General features: G+C 60.6%; 15 protein-coding genes. 6 read left to right on the top strand and 9 right to left on the bottom strand.

Annotated features, from left to right (window positions below; all coding sequences use genetic code 11):
- Window positions 1-267 precede the first annotated feature (267 nt).
- Window positions 268-789: a hypothetical protein gene (locus tag B9A97_RS28570; protein ID WP_084369230.1), complete on the top strand. Its 522-nt coding sequence runs from the start codon at window positions 268-270 to the stop codon at window positions 787-789.
- Between the two features lie 216 nt (window positions 790-1005).
- On the opposite strand, the gene B9A97_RS28565 is transcribed toward B9A97_RS28570, so the two are convergent.
- The 9 genes from B9A97_RS28565 to B9A97_RS28525 all read right to left on the bottom strand — a co-directional run bounded on the left by B9A97_RS28565 (window position 1006) and on the right by B9A97_RS28525 (window position 9133).
- Entirely contained in the window at window positions 1006-1851 is an 846-nt protein-coding gene (locus B9A97_RS28565) for a beta-keto acid cleavage family enzyme (protein ID WP_179145430.1), read from the bottom strand.
- 20 nt (window positions 1852-1871) lie between these two features.
- Entirely contained in the window at window positions 1872-2627 is a 756-nt protein-coding gene (locus tag B9A97_RS28560; protein ID WP_084369228.1) for an alpha/beta fold hydrolase, read from the bottom strand.
- A gap of 15 nt (window positions 2628-2642) precedes the next feature.
- Window positions 2643-3764 carry an FAD-dependent monooxygenase gene (locus B9A97_RS28555; RefSeq protein ID WP_084369227.1) on the bottom strand — a complete coding sequence of 374 codons (1122 nt, stop codon included), beginning with the start codon at window positions 3762-3764 and terminating at the stop codon, window positions 2643-2645.
- Window positions 3765-3767: 3 nt separating this feature from the next.
- On the bottom strand, window positions 3768-4595 hold the full coding sequence (locus B9A97_RS28550) for a DODA-type extradiol aromatic ring-opening family dioxygenase (protein WP_084369226.1): 828 nt from the start codon (window positions 4593-4595) through the stop codon (window positions 3768-3770).
- The gene (locus B9A97_RS28545; protein ID WP_084369225.1) at window positions 4588-4896 is read right to left on the bottom strand and encodes a subunit of meta cleavage enzyme; all 309 of its coding nucleotides are present in this window, start codon (window positions 4894-4896) and stop codon (window positions 4588-4590) included. Before B9A97_RS28545 ends, B9A97_RS28550 begins: the two co-directional genes overlap by 8 nt.
- A 13-nt stretch (window positions 4897-4909) precedes the next feature.
- Window positions 4910-6061 (bottom strand): alpha/beta hydrolase family protein, encoded by a 1152-nt coding sequence (locus tag B9A97_RS28540; protein ID WP_084369224.1) that lies wholly within the window; start codon window positions 6059-6061, stop codon window positions 4910-4912.
- Window positions 6058-7680, bottom strand: coding sequence for a GMC family oxidoreductase (locus tag B9A97_RS28535; RefSeq protein WP_084369223.1), 1623 nt, complete (start codon window positions 7678-7680; stop codon window positions 6058-6060). The genes B9A97_RS28540 and B9A97_RS28535 overlap by 4 nt, the downstream gene beginning before the upstream one ends.
- Before the next feature lie 63 nt (window positions 7681-7743).
- Entirely contained in the window at window positions 7744-8754 is a 1011-nt protein-coding gene (locus B9A97_RS28530) for a sugar phosphate isomerase/epimerase family protein (RefSeq protein WP_084369222.1), read from the bottom strand.
- 1 nt (window position 8755) lies between these two features.
- Window positions 8756-9133, bottom strand: a complete 378-nt coding sequence (locus tag B9A97_RS28525) for a C-glycoside deglycosidase beta subunit domain-containing protein (protein WP_084369221.1) — start codon at window positions 9131-9133, stop codon at window positions 8756-8758.
- A 343-nt stretch (window positions 9134-9476) separates the two neighbouring features.
- On the opposite strand from B9A97_RS28525, the gene B9A97_RS28520 reads away from it, so the two are divergent.
- The 5 genes from B9A97_RS28520 (at window position 9477) to B9A97_RS28500 (ending at window position 14471) form a co-directional block, all read left to right on the top strand.
- Window positions 9477-10727 (top strand): ABC transporter substrate-binding protein, encoded by a 1251-nt coding sequence (locus B9A97_RS28520; RefSeq protein ID WP_084369220.1) that lies wholly within the window; start codon window positions 9477-9479, stop codon window positions 10725-10727.
- Between the two features lie 71 nt (window positions 10728-10798).
- Window positions 10799-11695 (top strand): carbohydrate ABC transporter permease, encoded by an 897-nt coding sequence (locus B9A97_RS28515; RefSeq protein WP_244564401.1) that lies wholly within the window; start codon window positions 10799-10801, stop codon window positions 11693-11695.
- Window positions 11692-12531 (top strand): carbohydrate ABC transporter permease, encoded by an 840-nt coding sequence (locus B9A97_RS28510; protein ID WP_084369219.1) that lies wholly within the window; start codon window positions 11692-11694, stop codon window positions 12529-12531. Before B9A97_RS28515 ends, B9A97_RS28510 begins: the two co-directional genes overlap by 4 nt.
- An 18-nt stretch (window positions 12532-12549) precedes the next feature.
- Window positions 12550-13746, top strand: coding sequence for an ABC transporter ATP-binding protein (gene ugpC, locus B9A97_RS28505; protein WP_084369218.1), 1197 nt, complete (start codon window positions 12550-12552; stop codon window positions 13744-13746).
- Window positions 13747-13784: 38 nt separating this feature from the next.
- Window positions 13785-14471: a TetR/AcrR family transcriptional regulator gene (locus B9A97_RS28500; RefSeq protein WP_179145429.1), complete on the top strand. Its 687-nt coding sequence runs from the start codon at window positions 13785-13787 to the stop codon at window positions 14469-14471.
- The last annotated feature ends 184 nt before the right edge of the window (window positions 14472-14655 follow it).

Genomic DNA, 14655 nt, shown 5'->3' with positions numbered 1-14655 from the left:
CGAAGGGTGGCGGAACGCGCTTGAGGCGAAAATTGCCACCATTTTCGGGATAACGCTCCTGGCGGACATTAGAAACGATAATGCAAGATTATCGGCTATGATCAGATGCAAGCGACCTGTGCGAGTAAGGTAAAAAATACATCATAAACTCGCACATCATTTGTCTGATTTCCTTTGGCCGGTCGGAATGTCCGAAACCGATTTCACCGGGCGCTGTCGCATGATAAGGGCCTGGACACCTTGGATCGCCGGTATCAGGATTGAACTATGACGGTTGCTTTATACGCGGACTATATCGCGGACTTGCGAGATATCATCGCGGAGCTTGATGGCCACCCGGAGCGATTTCAGACGTATAGCCTTCATGTGGCCGTCACTGCCGCTGGCAGTTTGATCGTCTATGAAACGAAGAGGCGCCGGGGCCAGATTGACAGCATTTACTACGGCCGACCGGCCGGTGCACAGAGCAATCGGCAGGTGTCGCAGGCGACGGCGTTTGCGGCGATCGAACGGTTCTTCGGACTCGGTCAGTTCGTCGCCTTGAAGGCCGAAGCCGGGTCGCAGGATGTCGGAGCCACCGGCTTGGCAGTCCAGGCCGACTATCCCTACTGCGCTGTCAATTTTACCTATCGCAAGAAGGGACAGCCGGACACTCGATCAATGATGATGATCTTCATCGGCTTCAATGATGATGCTGATGCTTTTAGCTATGCCGCGATGGCCGGCACCGCGTCGCCCCTGGTCTCGGAGCGTCCACACCGATCAGAGCGCCTCTTTGAGTGGAAATGATTCTGCGCCTAGTTGCAGCAGGCCGTGGGGCAGGGTTCTTGCTCCCGACGACAGCTGTGCCAGCCGGCTGACGCTTTCGGCTTGCGGATGCATCTCCAACTATGTCGAGTGATCGTAGCTTGCAGAGCCTACGTCCGCCGTTCCTCGGGCAGGATAGCCACTCCGATAGCCGATCCCTTCGACCCGGTGCGAGGCATGCACCATCAGAATTTGAGATTAGGCAGTGCCACTCGCAAGACTGTGCCCAAGAATCTCAAGCGCTTGCGTAGGGGTGGCGATTGGGCGACCTCTGTCCCTGCAGAGATCGGCGATAGTCGCCACGCGCTCGGCGTTAGAGGATGCCAGCGCGCCTGAGGTGTTGACGAGGGAGTTCTCGAAGCCCACCCGGGCGTGGCCGCCGAGTTCGAGCGCGGCGGCCAGTATGTCGGTTTCGACGCGTCCGAAGGCGCAGACCATCCAGTTCTGGCCATCCGAAAGGCCCGACTGCGTCAGGGTCTGATGAAGCGCATGAAAATCCTGGAGTGAAACATCCTCACCTGACTGATAGCGGCCGACGACCAGCAGCAATGTGAAGCGGGTGGCGCGATCAACGGTGCCCGCAGCGGCAAGCCGTGCCAGAAGCGCGATGTCATCGACCGAATAGAGGATGATTTGCGGGCACAGGCCACGAAGGCTTGCCAGCAGGAAAAGCCGCGACACAGCGTCGGCGCCACCGCGATAGATTTCCGCAATGGAGACCGAGAAGAATCTCGGCTCCAGCGCTTCTACAAGCCCGACCTGTTCTTGCCACTCGAACCGGCCAGCGGCCTCAGTGGTGATCTGGATCGGGTAGTTTTCGGCCAGCACGTCTGAGAGCCGTGACAGCGTCATTGCATAGGTCGGCGCATCGAGGCTGTGGGCCGCCTTGTCATCCCGAATATGCAGGTGGAGCGCAGAGGCACCGGCGGCCTGGCATTCCAATGCCGTCTCGACAATTTCCTCAGTGGTGATCGGCAACCGGGGATGGTCCGCCTTGTCCCTTCTTGCCCCGTTCGGGGCGACCATGATGAGCGCAGGCCGCATACGCGCCTCATCGGCCACCATCAACCGGTCCTTTCCAGCAAGTCGGTGACGAGGTCGGGCCGATCGATCATCGGCAGGTGGGCGCAGTCCGGCAGGATGACGAGGTCTGCTCCGGTGATGGCACCTGCCAGGTCCTGCGCCAATGCAGGGGGCGTGGCCTTGTCCAGCGCTCCCACGGCTATCGTCGTCTTACTGGTGATGTTGGGTGCCAGACCTGTGCAATCGGCCAGCGCCAGGGCGTCGCATCCGCCTGCATAGCCCTCGTCCGGGGTCGCCAGCAAGCTTTCAAGGGCCGCGCGAGCTGCAGGCGACTGCTCGCTGGTCGGGTTTTGCCAGCGTGCGGCAATGTCGCTTGCCAGGGGAGCCAATCCATTGCTGCGTACCAAGGCGGCGCGCTCGATCCACATGGTTCGCGACAGTGGCGCCAGACTGGTATCCATGAGAACCAGCCGTTCCACGCGTTCGCCCAAACGCGCTGCGATCACCTGAGCCACCATCCCACCCAGCGAGATCCCGGCCAACACGAAGCGCTCGATGCCAATCCGGTCCAGCACCGCGACAACATCGCTTGCCAGCAGTTCGATGGTGACAGGCGTGCGGCTGATCTCGGACTGTCCGTGCCCGCGAAAGTCTATCGTCACCAGTCGGTAGCGGTCTGCAAGATCGTTTATCTGTTGGGCCCAGAGCGCAGAACTGGTGCCGAGCGAATGCAGAAGAATGATCGGCTGCCCTGTGCCAACCTCCTGCACATGAAGGGAATGGTCGTTGACATTCATCTGCACAGTCTTCTCCTAGATCGGCCCGTTGAGTTCGGCCAAGGCACTTTCGACGACTTTGATCTGATCGACGGGCGAACCGCTCGACCTTTCCATGCGTCCAAGCGCCAGGGATTTGTCGACCACGAGGCGGCAGCGTGGCAGTCGTCTTTCCATGAATCGGTGCAAGGCCGCGGCGAAGTCGGTCTCATCATCAAGACACTGGGCAAGCACGACGCCATCCTCCATGGCCATCCCTGCGCCGGACGCGAGCTGGGGCGTTGTCGCATGGGCAGCATCGCCGATCAGGACAGTGCGTCCCTGAAGCCAGGATTGATCAAGAAACAGCGTTTCCAGCGGCCTTACATTGATCTGTGCAGTGGAATCCAGCCGGTCGCGCAAAGTGGCGATTGCGCCGCCAAAGGGCGCCATCAACTCGGCGAGCCGCTCCAGTTCCTCGGCCGGCTCCCGCCGGAGCGGTTCGGCAGACGGCTCCAGGAGGAACATGTACATGGCATCAGGTGCGACGGGGTTGAGCCCGACCTTCGACGGCCCGCCCAGAAAATAGGTTCGCCGGTCGATGTCAGGCAGTCGCTCTGCCGTCAGGCGCCAGCACATCTGACCGACATAGCGTGGCAGGGAAACCTCAGGCATCAGCAGCTTGCGCATCTGGGAATAAATGCCGTCGGCACCGACAACGAGGTCGTAGACGCCTGAGGTGCCATCGGTAAAGGTCACTTCGGCGACATCGCCCTGGGTCATGGACGCAATCGAGATGCCAAGCGAGACCCTGGGGCTGAGCGCCTTTAGCCGGCGGGTCATGATGGCATGCAGCACCGGCCGCATGATGCCGCCCGCACCCGGAACGCCGCTTGCCGCGCGCATCGACGTATCTATGCGTGCGAGTTCATGACCGTGGTGATCGCAGGCAAGAATGCCATCGGCTGTGAAGCCCTCGGCAAGCACGTCCGGCAGGATGTCTAGTTCGGCCATCACCCGCAGCGTCGGTCCTGTGATGGTGATGCCGGCTCCCGCCACCCGCCAGTGCGGATCGACATCAATCAGGTGAACATCGACGCCGATTTTTCGCAGGGCGATGGCGGCGGACATTCCCGCAATGCCGCCACCGACGATGAGGGCGGTTTTGATGACTGCCATCTGTCAGGCTCCGACGACGAACCGACCGATACCTATGCCGGTATACCAGTCATTGACGGCTCGATAATAAGTCCGCTCATAGCGGGCGCCTTGCGCCGCGCCCATGGCAGCCATCCACATGCGGATTTCCTCGCAGCCATTGCCGGCCGTATGCACGAAATCCGTGGCGTAGCGGATGGTGCCGTCGATATCGCCGCTCTCAAGCAGGTCCAGGAAGGTACGATCGAATTCCTCGTTGACCATGCCCATGCGCGGTGTGGCGATATCGTGGCTGATCCCGCCCGTTGCCAGGATCGCCACCCGCTCGACCCGGTCATACTCGGCGATCGCCTTGCCGAGGAAAGTGCCGAGATCATAGCAGCGACGCATGATCGGCATCGGCGGCTGCACGCAGTTGATCAGGATCGGCACGACAGGCAGATCCGGATCCATGCCCGCCAGTTCGAGCGGCGTCAGCGAGCCGTGGTCGAGCACCATCTCCATGGAAAAGGAGGGATCGAAGGAATTTTCCAGTGCCCGTTGCAGAAGGAAGGAACCGAAGGCCTGATCGCCGGCGAAGGTGCGGCGCTTGGCGTGAAGCCAGTGCTCAATGGGACTTTCATAGCTTTCCGCGCAACCGAAGCAGAAGGCCGGGAAGTTATCGAGAAAGAAGTTGTGCAGATGATCGTTGGACAGAACCAGCAGGACATCGGGCTTTCCAGCCATGAAATCCTGTCCCATGGCGGCATAGGCGCCGAAGATCTCATCGCGCAGGGCAGCGGGGATCCGATCGGGAAAATTCAGCATGACGGGGGTATGGCTGGCGGTATAAATGCCGGTGATCTTAGCCATTGTTGTATTCCTTGCGCTGAAGAAGGCTGCGAAGCGCGGCCAGCGAGACATCTTCGGGAATGCGCACGCCGATGCAGTGGGCGCGCAGCAGGTACGGGTTGACACCGCTCAGATACATCTCGGCGACGTCGTTGTTCTTGATGTTGGCGGCGAGGTCGTCTGGAAGATTGAAGCGGGCCAGATAGGCATCCGCATTCGTCTTGTAGGCTTCCAGGTGGTCCGCGTTGTGGTGGAGTTCATAGAGCACCTTGTTCATAAGGTAGGCTCGCGTCGAGGGCATCATCTCCTGCCAATTGGCCATCGGCCTTCTCCCTTCAGGTCAGTTTGCGTTTGAGCCAGGCGATAATCGTGGGCACGGTATGGGGTCCGAAGCCCATATGCCCGCCCGGAAACAGGCGGACCTCCTTGGGAAACCCATGATCGAGCAGAAGATCGATATCGGCGTTCGGGCATTGCTGGTCGTTGCGGCCGTTGACAAGGAGTAGCGGCGCGCAGGGCTGGTCGAGCAGGCCCTGGTCGAGCAGCGACAATTCGCGGAATCCCTCCCGATATTCGGCGTCATTTGCGGCGCCAAGCATGCGGCTGCGGGTTTCGACCAGTTCCATGAGATAGCTTTCCGGATAACGGGACCGCTCGATCCATTCGGGCTGGAACATATAGTGGACGCCGCCGCCCCAGTTGACCGCCGCCCGGAACCGTTCAGGCTGCAGATGGGCCAGCTTTGTCGCCCAGTGGCCGCCGAAGGAGCGTCCGACAATGGCCACGCGACCCGGCGCGAACCGTCCTGAGGTCTCAACCCAATCGAGGATGGGCAGGAACTGCCGCTCGCCGTCGCGCGTCGCCTTGATCGGGGACTGGCCGGTGCCGACATTGTCCACGGCCACCGTGGCGATGCCTTGCGCCAGCAGCGTATCGGTGAGGATCGTCATCTCCTCCTTCCACGCATCGACGCCGCCCCACATGACGACCACGGGTGGCGGCGCCGATGCCTTGGGAGGCATGCGCACGTAGAAAGTGATGCTGCGGCCTTCTCCTGCGCGGCCGTCGAACGGAACCTCGACCACCTCCTGCGGAGGGTTCGACAATTCCCCGAACGCACGATAAGCCGCCAGCGCCCGGGAATAGCTCTCGTTCTTGGCATCGTGATTGGGGCAGGGGAACCGACCCAGGAAATAGAAGCCATAGGCCTCGTAGAACTTGTCCCGGGCGAGCTGACGGTCGTTGCGTGCCAACGCGTCTTCCGCCTCAGTCCGAGCGATGTCGCCATAGGACATCCAGTGGTTTGCCCAGGCCTCGCCATCGAGGCCGGGAAGGGCTTCGATCGCCTCGCGCGTGCGCTCCTGGGGCGTCAGGGCCATGGGATGAACGCGTGATGCCACCCGTTCAAGCATCCAGCTTCTGGCTTCGGCAAGTGTGCGAGGGCCGGATCGACCGTTTCGATCCGCAGCGGGGTCTAGACCACTCATGGGCGTGCATCCTCCAAGATCAGTTCAGCGGCCCGCCGCCCCACAGCCATGGCGGGACCATTTGTGTTGGCCGAAACGGGGCTTGGCATGATGGAGCAATCCGCGACGCGCAGACCGCCAAGGCCATGCACGCGTAGACGTGCATCCACCACCGAGGTGGCGGGATCTGGCCCCATGGTGCAGGTGCCGGTGCCGTGCAGACCGGGGCTGAGCATCCACTTCAGCTCCTGGGCAATCTCGTCATCGCTTTGGATTGACGGGCCAGGAACGGTTTCTTCGCCGATATAGGCCTTCAGGCTGGCTTGCGATGCCAGCTGTCGAACTAGGCGGACAATGCGGATGGCCATCTGCCGATCGGTATCGTCCGACCACCAGCGGGCGTCCACTTCCGGCGCGACGGCCGCATCCGGGGACGTGATATCGACGCTGCCGCGGCTGCGCGGCCGCAGATGGAAGCAGTTGAACATGATGCCGGGCAGGTCTTCGATCAGTCCGCGACCGGGATCGGCCTTGCGGGCTTTCGAGGAGTTCATCGTGAAGGGGCCGATCCCCATCTGGATATCGGGCCAGCGGGTATTGCCATCGGAGGAGACCAGCGCCGTCACGGGCGGGCCGGTAAAAGCCATCAGCCCCTTCAATCCCGCAAAATAGCGCATCGCGTGCAGGTAGACGCGCCAGGTTCCGAACTCCCTGTTCAAGCCGGGATGGCCATGGAGGCGGAAGTTCATCGTGAGCATCGCGTGGTCGCACAGGTTTTGACCGACGGCCTTGCTGGTATGGACGACCGGTATGCCGAGCTTCTGCAGGAGCGCAGCCGGCCCGACGCCAGACACCTGCAACAGCTTGGGCGAACCGAACACACCCGCTGATATGACGACCTCTCGTCGCGCCCGACAGGTGAACTCTTCGCCGCGTCTCGAAACGCGAACACCCGTGGCCCGGCGTCCCTCGAAGGTCACGGCCAGGACTTCGGCATCCTGCATGACCGTGAGATTGGCCCGTCCCCGGTTCTTGGCAATGAACGCCATGTAGCTGGAGGCGCGGCGACCCTGCCGGTCCACGGTTGACTGGGTGTAGCCGATCGCCTCGGTGTTCGGTGTGTTGACGTCGTCCATCACGGGCCAGCCCATTTCTCCCCCGGCCTTCAGCACGGCGTCGAGAACGGGCGAGCGATAGGGATTGGGCGTGATGGTCAACGGGCCATCCTTGCCGCGCGAGGAATCTGCCCCGGCTTCCCGGTAGCATTCCATCGCCTGGAACACTCTCAGCATCTCGGACCAGCCCCAGCCGGGATTGCCCATGGCCGCCCATGCGTCGTAGTCGGCCGGCATGCCGCGCAGATACCAGGTGCCGTTGACGGCGCTGGAGCCGCCCAACCCGCGGCCATAGCGCCATATCTCCGCTGGTCGATCGAGTTGCGGCCGGACGGGAAAGCTGCGGAAATATTCCTGCCGCCCGAAGATTTTTATAAAGCCGCGCGGCATGCTGATGAAGGGATGACGGTTGGCTCCACCACCTTCGACGAGGAGCACGCTGTGTCGCCCATTCGCAGACAGGCCCTCGGCAAGAGCGCAGCCGGCAGAGCCGGCGCCAACGACAATGAAGTCGTAGTCGGTCATCGCAAAACTCACGATTGGAGAAGAGGGTGGACATCGATGCTGCGACCGATGCCCGCCGTGGAATTACTGACGTTCGGCCAAAAGCCGCTTCAGCATTTTTTGGAACCGCTCAACCTCGGGGAAGCCGGGATCATCCGTGACCTGGTGACCTTCCCATTCTGCCGAGATATAGCCGCGGTAACCGCCTTCAACGAACACATCCAGGATCGAAGCATAATCGATCGCCTGGTCCGTACCGGTCTCATCCACCTCGTAGAACTTGCCGTGGACATGGATGACCTGCGGCATGATCTCGAGCCAGTTTCTAAGGGGCTGGCGGCTGAAGAGACCGAAGATCGTATGGATTTCAAGCGCGCGGCCCCTGTCGACGCCGGCCTTCTCTGCCCATTCCAGATAGCGCGGCCGTTTGGTAAAGGGATCGCTGTCCTCCGCCCACAAGTCGAGCGCGGCCTCAATGGCAAATTCCGGAATTCCATTGCCCCGGTAATATCGGAGATAGCGCTGTGGAACAGCCTTTGCCGATGCCCCGAAATCGGGAATGAAACCGAGATAGGGTGAATTCACCTGAGCGTACATTTCGCGGTAGGCCAGCACCTCAGGATGATCCACCGTATGCGGCGCATGCACTTCAAGGCCAAGCTTGACGTTGAGATCCCGAGCGAGCGGCGCCAGCTCCCGGATCACCTCGGGACCAGCCGCATATTGATACCGGACCAGCGGAAAGCCAAGCTTGGCGGCGGAGCGGATCTGGCGCGCGTGGAAATCAACGAGTTCCTCACGGGTGCGGGAACGGTCGGCACGCAGATGGGCGTCGGCATTGATGCCAAGGCAAGTCAGCTCCAGTTGATGCTGCGCGACGCAGTCCTTGAAGCGGGCGGCCGTATCATCGCTCACATCCGGGAAGCCCTTGAGGCTCTGAAAGCCGACGATCTCCAGTCCGGGCCCCTGGCCAAGGCGCGCGACCTCGGCAATCAATCCCTCTAGCGTGAACTGCCGCCGATGGAATTCGTTGGTATAGGCATAGAGGGTGGCGCCGAGGCGAATATCGGCGCGTGACGCGTTTGTCTGGCTCATGTCAGTGCACCCTCATCGTCTTGGTAACGCGACCGACACGTCTGAGCCCCTTGATGTAGGGAGGCCTTATCTCGATTTCGGCTGTTATCTCATGCTCGGATCCGGCCGTGAGGCCCCAATCGGCGACCTCCAGGGTTGCCGTGTCGGTCGTGAACCACATCTCCTCAAAGAGGTCCGCGAGCTCCGGCAGGCTGTAGGCTTTGTCATTGACCATGAAGCGGACGCGCTCAGGCGCCACATCCTGGCCGTCGATCCGCAGGCTGTTCACCGATATCGTCGAGAGCGGAAGCGCCCGATACCACGGCAGTCTGACGCCCACACTGAAGCCCGAGGGCAACGCACGAAGCGTTCCCTCGTCGATTACTTTGTCGAACATCATGGCTCGACTCCTCCTCTCGTTTATTGGACATGATCATTTTCAAAAGCGCACGCGCCGTCAAGCAAATTTCTGATCACGATCAAAAAAATGGGAAGGAAACGGATTTTTGAGGGGATTTCCCCTGCCATCTGATCGCTTCAGGTGGCGCCCGGCGCGGCGTCTGTGGAAGAAAAAAGCAGAAAAAATACCTATATTTCAATATTATAATGAGAATTTCAGCTCCACACGATGTGGTGCGGCTGCCTTTCTGCAAAGAATTGATCTTGACAATCGTTCAGAAATTAATTGAACATGATCACTAATTTGGTCGGGCTGAAAATTGAGCCCAAGGGAGGAGAAGACCATGAAAACGCTAACGCGTTCGTCGCATTACCGTGTCTTGTATCTGGGGGTTGCCCTCGGAGCGCTTGCCGTTTCCGGAGCTGCCATGGCGCAGTCCGCAACGCTGCGCATTCTGGCGCCTGCGAGCGGCACCGGTAACGGCATTGCCAAGATGGCCGAGAAGTTCGAGAAGGAACGCGGCAATATCGACGTGCAGATCCAGCAGGTCCCGTCAGGCGAGAACTATGCACAGGCGCTGCTGACCCAGCTCCAGGCCGGCGCCGGAGCTGATATCATGTTTACCAATTCGGGTTGGGGCGCTCCGGAATCCGTCTTGCCGCTGGGCGAAGCAGGCCACCTGGAAGATCTGTCGTCGCGGCCCTGGGCGGCCGAGTTTCCCAAGACCCGCGTCGCCGAGCACTGGGCCGGCGACAAGCTGCTCGGTCTCCCGCTCAGCATGGCCAATATCGGCCTTGTCTATAACAAGAAGCTCTATGACGAACTCGGCCTGAAGGTTCCCACCACCTTCGACGAACTGATCGAGGTGTGTAAGGCAGCCGATGCCAAGGGCAAGCGCGCAGTCGGCGTTGCCGGTGCGTCCTCATTCTACTTCTACCAGTCGGTGGCCCTCAGCACCGTCTTTGCGGAAAACCCCAAGTGGAGCGAAGACCGTGCCGCAGGAAAGGTGACGTTCAGCAATACGCCGGGCTGGCGCGCGGCGCTTGACCGCGTCAACGCCATGCAGGATGCCAAATGCTTTCCGCTGGGTGTCCAGGCGGTCGTTCCGCCGCAGCTGTTTGCAGATATTGCCGGTGGCAACGTGATCAGCGCCGTCGGCCCGACCTCGCTGATGGGTGCGGTGAAGGGCATGGCGCCTGATATCGATTTGCGCATGACGGCGTTTCCGGGCGATAAGCCTGAAAACACCCTCGCCATGGGCATTTTCAACGATACGCTGAGCGTCAATGCGAAGGCGAGCAACAAGGAACTGGCGCTCGAATTCCTCGACTATCTGGCGCGGCCTGAAAACATGAAGGACTATACGGCGATCGCGGGCGGCACTGCACCGGCTGATGTTGCAGCCAAGGTGTTCCCGAATGCCCTTTCGGACCTCTCCGCATTCTATGCCGATGGCCGGGTGTTCACGGTGCCCCACCATTCCTGGCGGGCCGCCGAAGTGCGCGGCACGCTGATCTCGGATGGCAGCGCCTTCTTCGCCGACACGATCGACGCAGACAAGTTCCTTGCCGACCTGGACAAGGCCTGGCGCTAACAGAACGGTGGGGGAGGGGGCGCAACGCCTCTCCCCCACGCCATATTCACCCATCGACTTCGTGAGGTAGCGTGAGCACTCTCGTTTCCGTGACGCGTGCCAAGCGTCCGCTGGTCCCGATCAGCTGGGCCATACCTGGCATCATCTTCTGCCTTCTCTTTCATTACGTCGCGGTGCTTGCCGGCGGATGGTACGCCTTCACGGACTGGAACGGATTGTCCACGCCACGCTTCGTCGGCCTCGACAACTTCGTCGAGATCCTCGGCGATTCCAATTCGCTCGGCGCCTTGATCAACACGCTGGTCCTGGCTTCGGCATTCGTGATCGGCAGCAATGGGATCGGTCTTGCCCTGGCGGTTGCCCTTCACCGGACATTGAAGCTCCGCTTCGTCTTGCGCAGTCTGTTTTTCGCGCCTGTCGTGATGAGCCCGCTGGCGGTTTCCTATATCTGGCAGTTCATTCTGGATGCCCGTGGTCCCGTCAACACCTTGCTGGCCGAAATGGGGCTGCGGTCTCTGCAGCGCGTATGGCTGGGCGACGGCACATTTGCGCTCTGGTCGATCGCACTTGTCATGGTGTGGCAGTTTTCGGGTCTTTGCATGGCCTTCTATCTCGCGGGCCTGCAATCGATACCGGCCGAACTTGACGAGGCTGCCGCGGTGGATGGTGCATCCGCCTGGAAAACCTTTCGCCGTGTGACCTTTCCGCTGCTGGCGCCAGCCGCGACCGTCAGTGTCAGCATGACCAGCGTGCTGGGTCTGCGCGTTTTCGACCAGGTGATGGCGTTGACGCGCGGCGGACCGGGGCATGCCTCGGAAACGCTCGCCACCGAAATCTTCAAGCAGACATTCGTCTATGGTCGTTTCGGTTATGGCTCCGCCTTCGCCCTGATCCTGACCGCGCTGATCCTCGTCGTGTCGGCGGTGCAGATTGCGCTACTGCGTGCGCGGGAGAAGAAGTTCGCATGAACACCCATCGTTATACCCTCAAGGCCTTCTGGCGTGAAATCCTGGTCCTGGCGATCGCGGCGCTGTGGTGCGTTCCCTTCTATTATCTGGCGATCGTTTCGGTGAAGCCCGACCTAGAAGTGTTTACCAAGCCAATGGACTTTCCATCCGAGATCGTGCTCGGCAATTTTGCCACCGCCTGGCAGGGCTCGGCGGGCACCTCCCTCGGCAGCGCGCTTCTCAACAGCCTGATCGTCACGATTGGCTCCGTCGCCATCCTGATCGTGGTCGGCTCGCTGACGGCCTATGTCATCGCGCGCAGTTCCCAGCGCATGGGCAGCCTGCTATATACGTTCTTCGTTGTCGGCATCATCCTGCCTTACCAACTGGCGGTCGTTCCGCTGTATTCGGTGATGCGCTCGATCGGGCTGATCGGAAACCAGTTGGGATTGATCGTCCTCTTCACCGGGCTGCTGATGCCGATGGCCGTGTTTCTTTACACCGGCTTCGTGCGATCCCTGCCCAAGGAATATGAAGAGGCCGCCCGCGTGGACGGCGCTTCCCGCTGGAAGATCTTCTTCCGCATCGTTTTCCCACTGCTGCGTCCCATCACCGGCACGGTCGCGATCATGACCGGACTGATCGTCTGGAACGACTTCTTCATGCAGATGATCTTCTTGAGCGGTAGCCAGGCACAGACACTGCCGGTGGCAATCTACGGCTTTGTCGGTGAATTCACCGCGCGCTGGAACATGGTTTTTGCCGCCGTCTTCGTTTCCATAGGGCCGATACTGGCCTTCTACATCTTCGCCCAAAAGCAGCTCATCCAGGGCTTTACGGGCGGGATCAAAAGTTGAGCCATCGAGGAGTTTGAATTGGCTACAATCACCTATAAGAGCGTCGGCAAACGCTACCTTGATGGTACCGTCGCGGTAAACGACCTGAACCTGAAGATCGCCGACGGCGAATTCCTGGTGGTGGTCGGACCCTCCGGCTGTGGCAAGACCACGGCATTGCGCATGGCCGCCGGACTGGAAGACATCAGCAGCGGCGAGCTTTTGATCGATGACAAGGTCGTCAACGACCTTGAACCGCGCGACCGTGACATTGCCATGGTTTTCCAGAACTATGCGCTTTATCCGCATATGACGATTTTCGAGAACATTGCCTTTCCCTTGGAAAACCAGAAGCTTTCCAACGAAGAAATCAAGAAGCGCGTCCATGCGGCAGCCGAAACGCTGAGCTTGACGGAACATCTGGGACGGCGACCGAAGAACCTCTCCGGCGGCCAACGCCAGCGCGTTGCCATGGGGCGGGCCATCGTGCGACGCCCCAAGGCCTTCCTGATGGACGAGCCCCTGTCGAACCTCGACGCGAAGCTGCGCGTGCAGATGCGGGCGGAAATCACCAGCCTGCAACGCAGCCTTGGCGTCAGCACGCTGTATGTCACCCATGACCAAGTCGAGGCCATGACGATGGGCGACCGAATTGCCGTGATGCGCAAGGGTGTGCTGCAACAGGTGGGAACGCCGCTTGAACTCTATTCCAATCCGGTGAACCTCTTCGTTGCGGCCTTTGTTGGTTCTCCGGCCATGAACCTGCTGGGGGCCGTGCTCCACTCGGATGGCGGTAAGGTGGTCTTACGCATTGGCACGCAGCAGGTGCCGCTGCCGGCTGACCTGGTGCTTCGCCATGGTCTTGGCTCCCAGGCCGGACGCCGGATCACCGTCGGTGTAAGGCCCGAGGATCTTCTGGTGCCGAGCCAGGGTGATCCGTCCCTGCCGCGGCTTCAAGCCGAGGTCACCCTGATCGAACGTTTGCCGCCGGAGCAACTGGCGCATCTGCGCATCGATGCCGACGTGGTGACCGATGCGACGGCGCTTGAGGTTGCAGCGGATGTGGATACCAGTGCTGCCGACCAGATAAGGGCCGCAGCGGGACGAGGCCGTGCCGCCATGGTGGCGCGATTGCCCGGCAGCGTGCCCTTGCAGGTTGGTGCTTCGGAATGGAGTATTGATCCGAGCAAGCTGTTTTTCTTTGATGGCGCAAGCGGGCAGTCGCTCTTACGCTGATCATGGCTGAGGGAGATGCTGTTTTGGAAGAGAGTGGCATGGATGTAACGGCTATCGAACCCGCGATCGGCGGATCTCGGCGCGAACGCAAGAAGGCGGACAAGCTGCAGAGGATCAAGGACGCCTCTCTCGCCCTGTTCCTGACCAAGGGCTATGACGACGCCACGACCCGCGAGATCGCAAAAATCGCTGGCGTCGCCTTGGGGACGGTGTTCCTCTACGCTGAAAACAAGCGGGATCTTCTGTTCCTCATCTATAATGACGAGCTTGAGCATGTGCTCGGGCAGGCAGAAGCTGCGGTGCAGCCATCTGCCTCCTTTCTCAGCAATATGCTGTCGATCGCAACGCTGCATCTCACGCATTACGGCCGGCGGCCCGAGATTTCCCGCTATGCCCTGCGGGAAATGTATTTCTACGACAAGGGCGTGCAATCCAGGCGGTTCCATGAGATCCGCAGCCGCCTTCTGCAACTGATTGTCGGCGTGATCAAGCAAGACCTGACCCGCGGACATATCAAGGCCACCCATGAGGCAGGGCTGATCGGCAACATGATCTTCGCCCTGTTCCAGGTGGAGATCCGGCGCTTTCTGATGGATGACAAGCCCGACCTCGACGCCGCCGTCCGATCGTTTCAATCTCAGATCGAAGTTCTCCTGGCAGGACTGAGCCCAACGCCCGATGCGTTGGCGATGGGGACATCAACGCGAAACAAGGCGAAACGATAACTGCTTGGTGCACACCGGTCGTCTTTCGCTGATGCGGGTGAATGCACGCGGACTCGATTGTTGGCGAGTGTAACGATATGAGCTCCGTCTGTTGGTTATGGGATGGCCCGCCCTTCCGAGGACGTCGAGTATGATGTCCTTTTCTTGAAGGGAAGGAGCGTAGCCATGCATATTTCCATTTTGG

The organism is Rhizobium sp. RU36D (assembly GCF_900176345.1).
Taxonomy (GTDB): domain Bacteria; phylum Pseudomonadota; class Alphaproteobacteria; order Rhizobiales; family Rhizobiaceae; genus Allorhizobium.
Note: the sequence above shows the minus strand (reverse complement) of the source record. Positions and strands in the feature narration are given on the sequence as shown.

What these genes read in the sequence shown, in the direction of transcription:
- B9A97_RS28570 (WP_084369230.1), top strand. Translation starts at nt 268, where the DNA reads ATGACGGTTGCTTTATACGCGGACTATATCGCGGACTTGCGAGATATC.
- B9A97_RS28535 (WP_084369223.1), bottom strand. Translation starts at nt 7,680, where the DNA reads ATGACCGACTACGACTTCATTGTCGTTGGCGCCGGCTCTGCCGGCTGC.
- B9A97_RS28525 (WP_084369221.1), bottom strand. Translation starts at nt 9,133, where the DNA reads ATGATGTTCGACAAAGTAATCGACGAGGGAACGCTTCGTGCGTTGCCC.
- B9A97_RS28545 (WP_084369225.1), bottom strand. Translation starts at nt 4,896, where the DNA reads ATGGCCAATTGGCAGGAGATGATGCCCTCGACGCGAGCCTACCTTATG.
- B9A97_RS28510 (WP_084369219.1), top strand. Translation starts at nt 11,692, where the DNA reads ATGAACACCCATCGTTATACCCTCAAGGCCTTCTGGCGTGAAATCCTG.
- B9A97_RS28540 (WP_084369224.1), bottom strand. Translation starts at nt 6,061, where the DNA reads ATGAGTGGTCTAGACCCCGCTGCGGATCGAAACGGTCGATCCGGCCCT.
- B9A97_RS28550 (WP_084369226.1), bottom strand. Translation starts at nt 4,595, where the DNA reads ATGGCTAAGATCACCGGCATTTATACCGCCAGCCATACCCCCGTCATG.
- B9A97_RS28560 (WP_084369228.1), bottom strand. Translation starts at nt 2,627, where the DNA reads ATGAATGTCAACGACCATTCCCTTCATGTGCAGGAGGTTGGCACAGGG.
- B9A97_RS28530 (WP_084369222.1), bottom strand. Translation starts at nt 8,754, where the DNA reads ATGAGCCAGACAAACGCGTCACGCGCCGATATTCGCCTCGGCGCCACC.
- B9A97_RS28565 (WP_179145430.1), bottom strand. Translation starts at nt 1,851, where the DNA reads ATGCGGCCTGCGCTCATCATGGTCGCCCCGAACGGGGCAAGAAGGGAC.
- B9A97_RS28555 (WP_084369227.1), bottom strand. Translation starts at nt 3,764, where the DNA reads ATGGCAGTCATCAAAACCGCCCTCATCGTCGGTGGCGGCATTGCGGGA.
- B9A97_RS28520 (WP_084369220.1), top strand. Translation starts at nt 9,477, where the DNA reads ATGAAAACGCTAACGCGTTCGTCGCATTACCGTGTCTTGTATCTGGGG.
- B9A97_RS28500 (WP_179145429.1), top strand. Translation starts at nt 13,785, where the DNA reads ATGGATGTAACGGCTATCGAACCCGCGATCGGCGGATCTCGGCGCGAA.